Source organism: Paracoccus sp. FO-3, assembly GCF_006386455.1.
Taxonomy (GTDB): Bacteria; Pseudomonadota; Alphaproteobacteria; order Rhodobacterales; family Rhodobacteraceae; genus Paracoccus; species Paracoccus versutus.
Map to the genome: position 1 here is coordinate 1 of NZ_VCBQ01000191.1, position 4,474 is coordinate 4,474.

Below are 4,474 nucleotides of genomic sequence, written 5' to 3' on the forward strand. Positions count from 1 at the left end.
GGCCCGATACGCAAGGTGGAAAACCGCCGTCAGGGCGACGATGGAGGTGGCATGAGCGCGTTTTCCTTTGCCCTGCCGGGCCGGGTGGTCTTTGGCCGCGGCGAGGCGCGGAAGGCCCCGGCGCTGATCCGCGCGCATGGGCCGCGCGGCGTGCTGGTGCATGGCGCGAACCCCGCCCGTGCCGCCTGGCTGCTCGACGCGCTGCGTGCCGAGGGCGCCGAGGTTATGGCCGTCGCCTGCGGTGCCGAGCCGACCCTGCCGATGCTGGAGGCGGCGCTGGCCGGGGCCAAGGGCCACCAAGCCGATTGGAAGGGCCACCAAGCCGATTGGGTCGCGGCACTGGGCGGCGGCGCGGCGCTGGACCTGGGCAAGGCGCTGGCGGCGCTGATCCCGGCGCCGGGCGGGATCATGGATCACCTGGAGGTCGTGGGCCGCGGCTTGCCGCTGGCCGCGCCGCCCTTGCCCTTTGTCGCGCTGCCGACCACCGCCGGCACCGGGGCCGAGGCGACGCGGAACGCGGTGATCGGCCTGCCGGAACATGGCCGCAAGGTCTCGATCCGGGACGAGCGCATGTTGCCGCGCCTGGCCATCGTCGATCCGGCGCTGACCGACCATTGCCCGCGTGCGGTGACGCTGGCTTCGGGCCTCGACGCGCTGGCGCAGGTGATCGAGCCCTACCTGTCCTGCAAGGCCACGCCCTTCACCGATGCGCTGGTGCGCCCCGCGATCCCGCCGGGCCTGCGCGCGCTGAAGCGGCTGATGGAGGCCGAGGATGCGGCGGCGCGCGACATCATGGCCTGGGTCAGCCTTTGCGGCGGGATGGCGCTGGCGAATGGCGGGCTGGGCGCGGTCCACGGCCTTGCCGGCGTGATCGGCGGCGTGACGCCCGCCGCGCATGGCGCGATCTGCGGCGCGCTGCTGGGGCCGGTGCTGGCGATGAACCGCGCCCACAGCCCCGATCCCGCCCGCATCCACGAGGTCTGCACCGAGATTGCCGGCGCATTCGGCGGCGATGCGGCCGAGGCGCCGCAGGGGCTGGCCCGCTGGGCGCGCGATGCCGGCCTGCCGGGACTGGGCGCGCAGGGGCTGGATGCGGCCCGGCATCGGGCGGTGGCCGAAGCCTCGCTCAGCAGCTCCTCGATGAAGGGCAATCCCTTCGCCCCCTCGGTGCCGCAGCTGTGCGAGGTCTTGCGCGAGGCTGGCTGAGGGGCGGGCCATGGGCCGGTTCCGGCGCGCCTGGCATGGACCCGCGCATGATGCCGCCCGCGACGCCTTGCGATCCGCCGCTCGACTGACGGTTGCAATTCCCGCGAGACAATTCGGGCGATTGCGCTTACCGTTCTGAAACGGAACGGTTCTTGTCACCTGCCAGCCGGGCGGTATTGGGGGGCGGAATGGTCGAACGGGCTACGGGTGAGGTGCGCTTCGCGGTCGTCCTTTACGGCGGCGTCTCGCTGGCGATCTACATGAACGGCATCGCGCAGGAACTGCTGCGCATGGTGCGCGGCAGCTCGGACCTGCCGGACGAGGCGCTGTCGCCGGGCGAGCTGATCTATCGCCGGCTGTCGCGCGAACTGGCCGGCCCGCGCGGCGGACGCAAGCGCTTCGTGATCGACATCATCTCGGGCACCTCGGCGGGCGGGATCAACGGCGTGGCGCTGGCCAAGGCGCTGGTCGCGGGCGCGCGCGACATCGACATCCTGCGCGAGGCATGGACGGAAAAGGCCGACATCGGCCAGCTGCTCAACGACCGCCAAGGCATCGCCGGCCGCCTGCGCCCGACCGAATCGCTGCTGGACGGCGGCCATATGTTCCGGGTGCTGCACGACACGCTGGCCCGGCTGACCGGCGACGGCAGGCCGCTGGCCGAGACGGTGGACCTGTTCGTCACCGCCACCGACCTGCACGGCCGGCAGGCGCCGATCCACCTGACCGGCGCGCGGCTGGACGAAAGGGTCCACCGCAAGGTGTTCCACTTTGCCTATGACGGGGCGGGGCGCAACGATTTCGGCCCCGGAAACGAGGCCATGCTGGCCTTTGCCGCGCGCTGCACCTCGTCCTTTCCTGTGGCCTTTCCGCCGATGCGCTTTGCCGACATGCCGGCCGCGGCGCAGGATGCGGGCTTTGCCCGGTTCTTCGACCACGACCCGGATTATGCCGGCCGGCTGTTCGCCGATGGCGGCTATCTGGACAACCGGCCCTTCAGCTATGCGACCGGGCTGATCCCCTCGCGCCCGACCACCCTGCCGGGCGAGCGCAAGCTTCTGTTCATCGACCCCTTCCCCGAGGCGCCGCCCCCGCCCGGCCAGCCGCCCCGGCCGGTGGATTTCCTGCAAAACGCCCAGCTGGCGCTGACCGGCCTGCCGCGCTACGAGGTGATCCGCGACGACATCCGCGCCATCGCCCGCATGAACCGGCGGCTGGAACGGCTGGGCGCCTTGCAGGTCCGCTGGCGCGAGGACCAGAACCGGGTCGAGGCCGCCGGGCGCGAGATGCGCCAAAGGCGCAAGCCGGCCGATCTGGATCGCATGGACCTGGCCGACCTGATGACCGGCGCCTATCAATACCCGCAGAACTACCCGCTTTATCACCACCTGCGGGTCTATGGCACCACCGACGGGCTGTCGGGGATCGTGGCGGGGCTGGCGGGACACCCGCCGGATTCGGACGTGGCGCTGTATCTGCGCCAGATCCTGCGTGCCTGGCGCGACGACAATTTCAGCGCCTATCACGCCGAGGGGCGCGAGACCGAGAACGCCTTCCTGTCCCGCCATGACCTGGATTTCCGGCTGCGGCGGCTGATCCACCTGCGCGCCCATCTCGACGAGGCGCTGGACCGGCGCGAACGCATCCAGGGCGAGGAGGTGGCGCTGCACCTGCCGCCCGACCTTCTGGCGTCCCTGCGCGACCGGATCGAGCAGGAGCTGGCCGAATTGCGCCGCCTGGCCCGCCCCGCCAGCAGCCAGGCCCAGGCCCTGCTGGCCGGCGCCGAGATCGGCCGGCTGGATGGGCTGATCTCGGCCGAATACAGCGCGGTGATGAAGCTTGCCACGCTCGACCAGCGCTATCGCAAGGCGCGCGAGATCTATCGCAGCACGGAGATCAAGGCGCTGGTGGACAAGGCGCTGGCGCGGCTGGGGCAGGACATGCGCGCCGCCTTCGACGCCAGCAGCGCCCGCATCCGCGCGGAGCTGGCCGCGCCCGAATTGCAGCCGCTGCTGGATGTCTATGACGATTTTCACTGGCATGACGTGATGACCTATCCCTTCCTCGAAGGGTCCGAGCTTCAGGAGCATTCGCAGGTCGAGGTGTTCCGCGTCAGCCCCGCCGACAGCGGGCTGAACCCGCGGCCCGGCAAGCTGGCGGGCATCGCCGTCGGTGCCTTTGGCGGTTTCCTGAACCGCGACTGGCGCGAGCATGACATCCTCTGGGGCCGGCTGGACGGGGCCGAGCGCATCGTCGCCGCGCTGATGTCCGACCGCCCCGAGGCCGAGCGCAGCGTCTGGGTGCAAGAGATGCAGAACCAGATCCTGCGCGAGGAATATGGCGAAGAGGCGGGCCAGGCCCGGCGGCTGGCGCTGCTCAAGGCCAAGCTGCGCGATGCCCGCATCGACGAGGACGCCTTCGAGGAGACGGCCGCCCAGGCGCTGGGGGTCAAGGACGCGGCCGAGCTGGACCTGCGGCGTTTTGGCGCACATTACAAGGATCTCAAGCCCATCGGCCCGCGCCCGCCCGAGATCGCGGGCTGGAGCAGCCGCAGCATGGCGATCCTGTCGCGCATGATCGACGACCTGCCCGACGACGGCATCCTGCGTCTTTTCGGCAGCCGGGCGGCCACGGCGCTGCGGGCCGGGGGCGGGCTGATCTCTGGCTTTGCGCGTTTCGCCATGCCCGGCAGCTACTGGCGGATGCTGGCGGACAAGATGCTGTTCCTGGCCATGCTGGCGGGGGGTCTGGTGGTGCTGCTTTCGCCCTGGCTGGGGCCGGCGGCGGCCCGGATCGGCTGGCTGCTGCTGGCGGTCGCGGTCGCGGCCTGGCTTCTGCTCTACGGCTTCGGCCGCTGGCTGCGCGGCCGCGACAGCCTGCCGCGGGCGCTGCGCTGGCCGGCGATCCTCGTCGCGCTGGCGCTGATGGGGGTGGGGCTGGCGACTGTCGCAGATCGCCTGTTCGGCTGACGCAGCCCGCGACGGCCCCCGTCGCAAACCGACCTCGCCTTGTCGCAATAACGCCCGGGCTTTGCGTCGCGCGGTTGGAAAAAGGCGTCAAGGGGGATAGAGGCGAAACCGGGACGGGCAGGTCCGCCATGAACCGGGCTTGCGCATGTCGGCGCCTGCGCTATCCGCGCGCGTGTGGGCGCCGGGCTTTTGCTTTGGGGCGGGCTGCGGACATTGCAAGGAGAATGGCTTATGGGTGCAAGGATCANGCCGGCTGCGGTCTGGGCACGGTGTGGTGCCCGGGCTTGCGGTTGTTCTGG

The 4,474-nt window shown here is 71.2% G+C and carries 2 protein-coding genes; both read left to right on the plus strand.

Translation table 11 applies throughout. The features are described 5' to 3' along the window. Positions 1-51 precede the first annotated feature (51 nt). Complete coding sequence (locus FE811_RS25910) at positions 52-1,206, plus strand: iron-containing alcohol dehydrogenase (protein WP_116223129.1); 1,155 nt, start codon at positions 52-54, stop codon at positions 1,204-1,206. Between the two features lie 188 nt (positions 1,207-1,394). Continuing rightward, positions 1,395-4,175, plus strand: a complete 2,781-nt coding sequence (locus FE811_RS25915) for a patatin-like protein (RefSeq protein ID WP_116223128.1) — start codon at positions 1,395-1,397, stop codon at positions 4,173-4,175. Positions 4,176-4,474 lie beyond the last annotated feature (299 nt).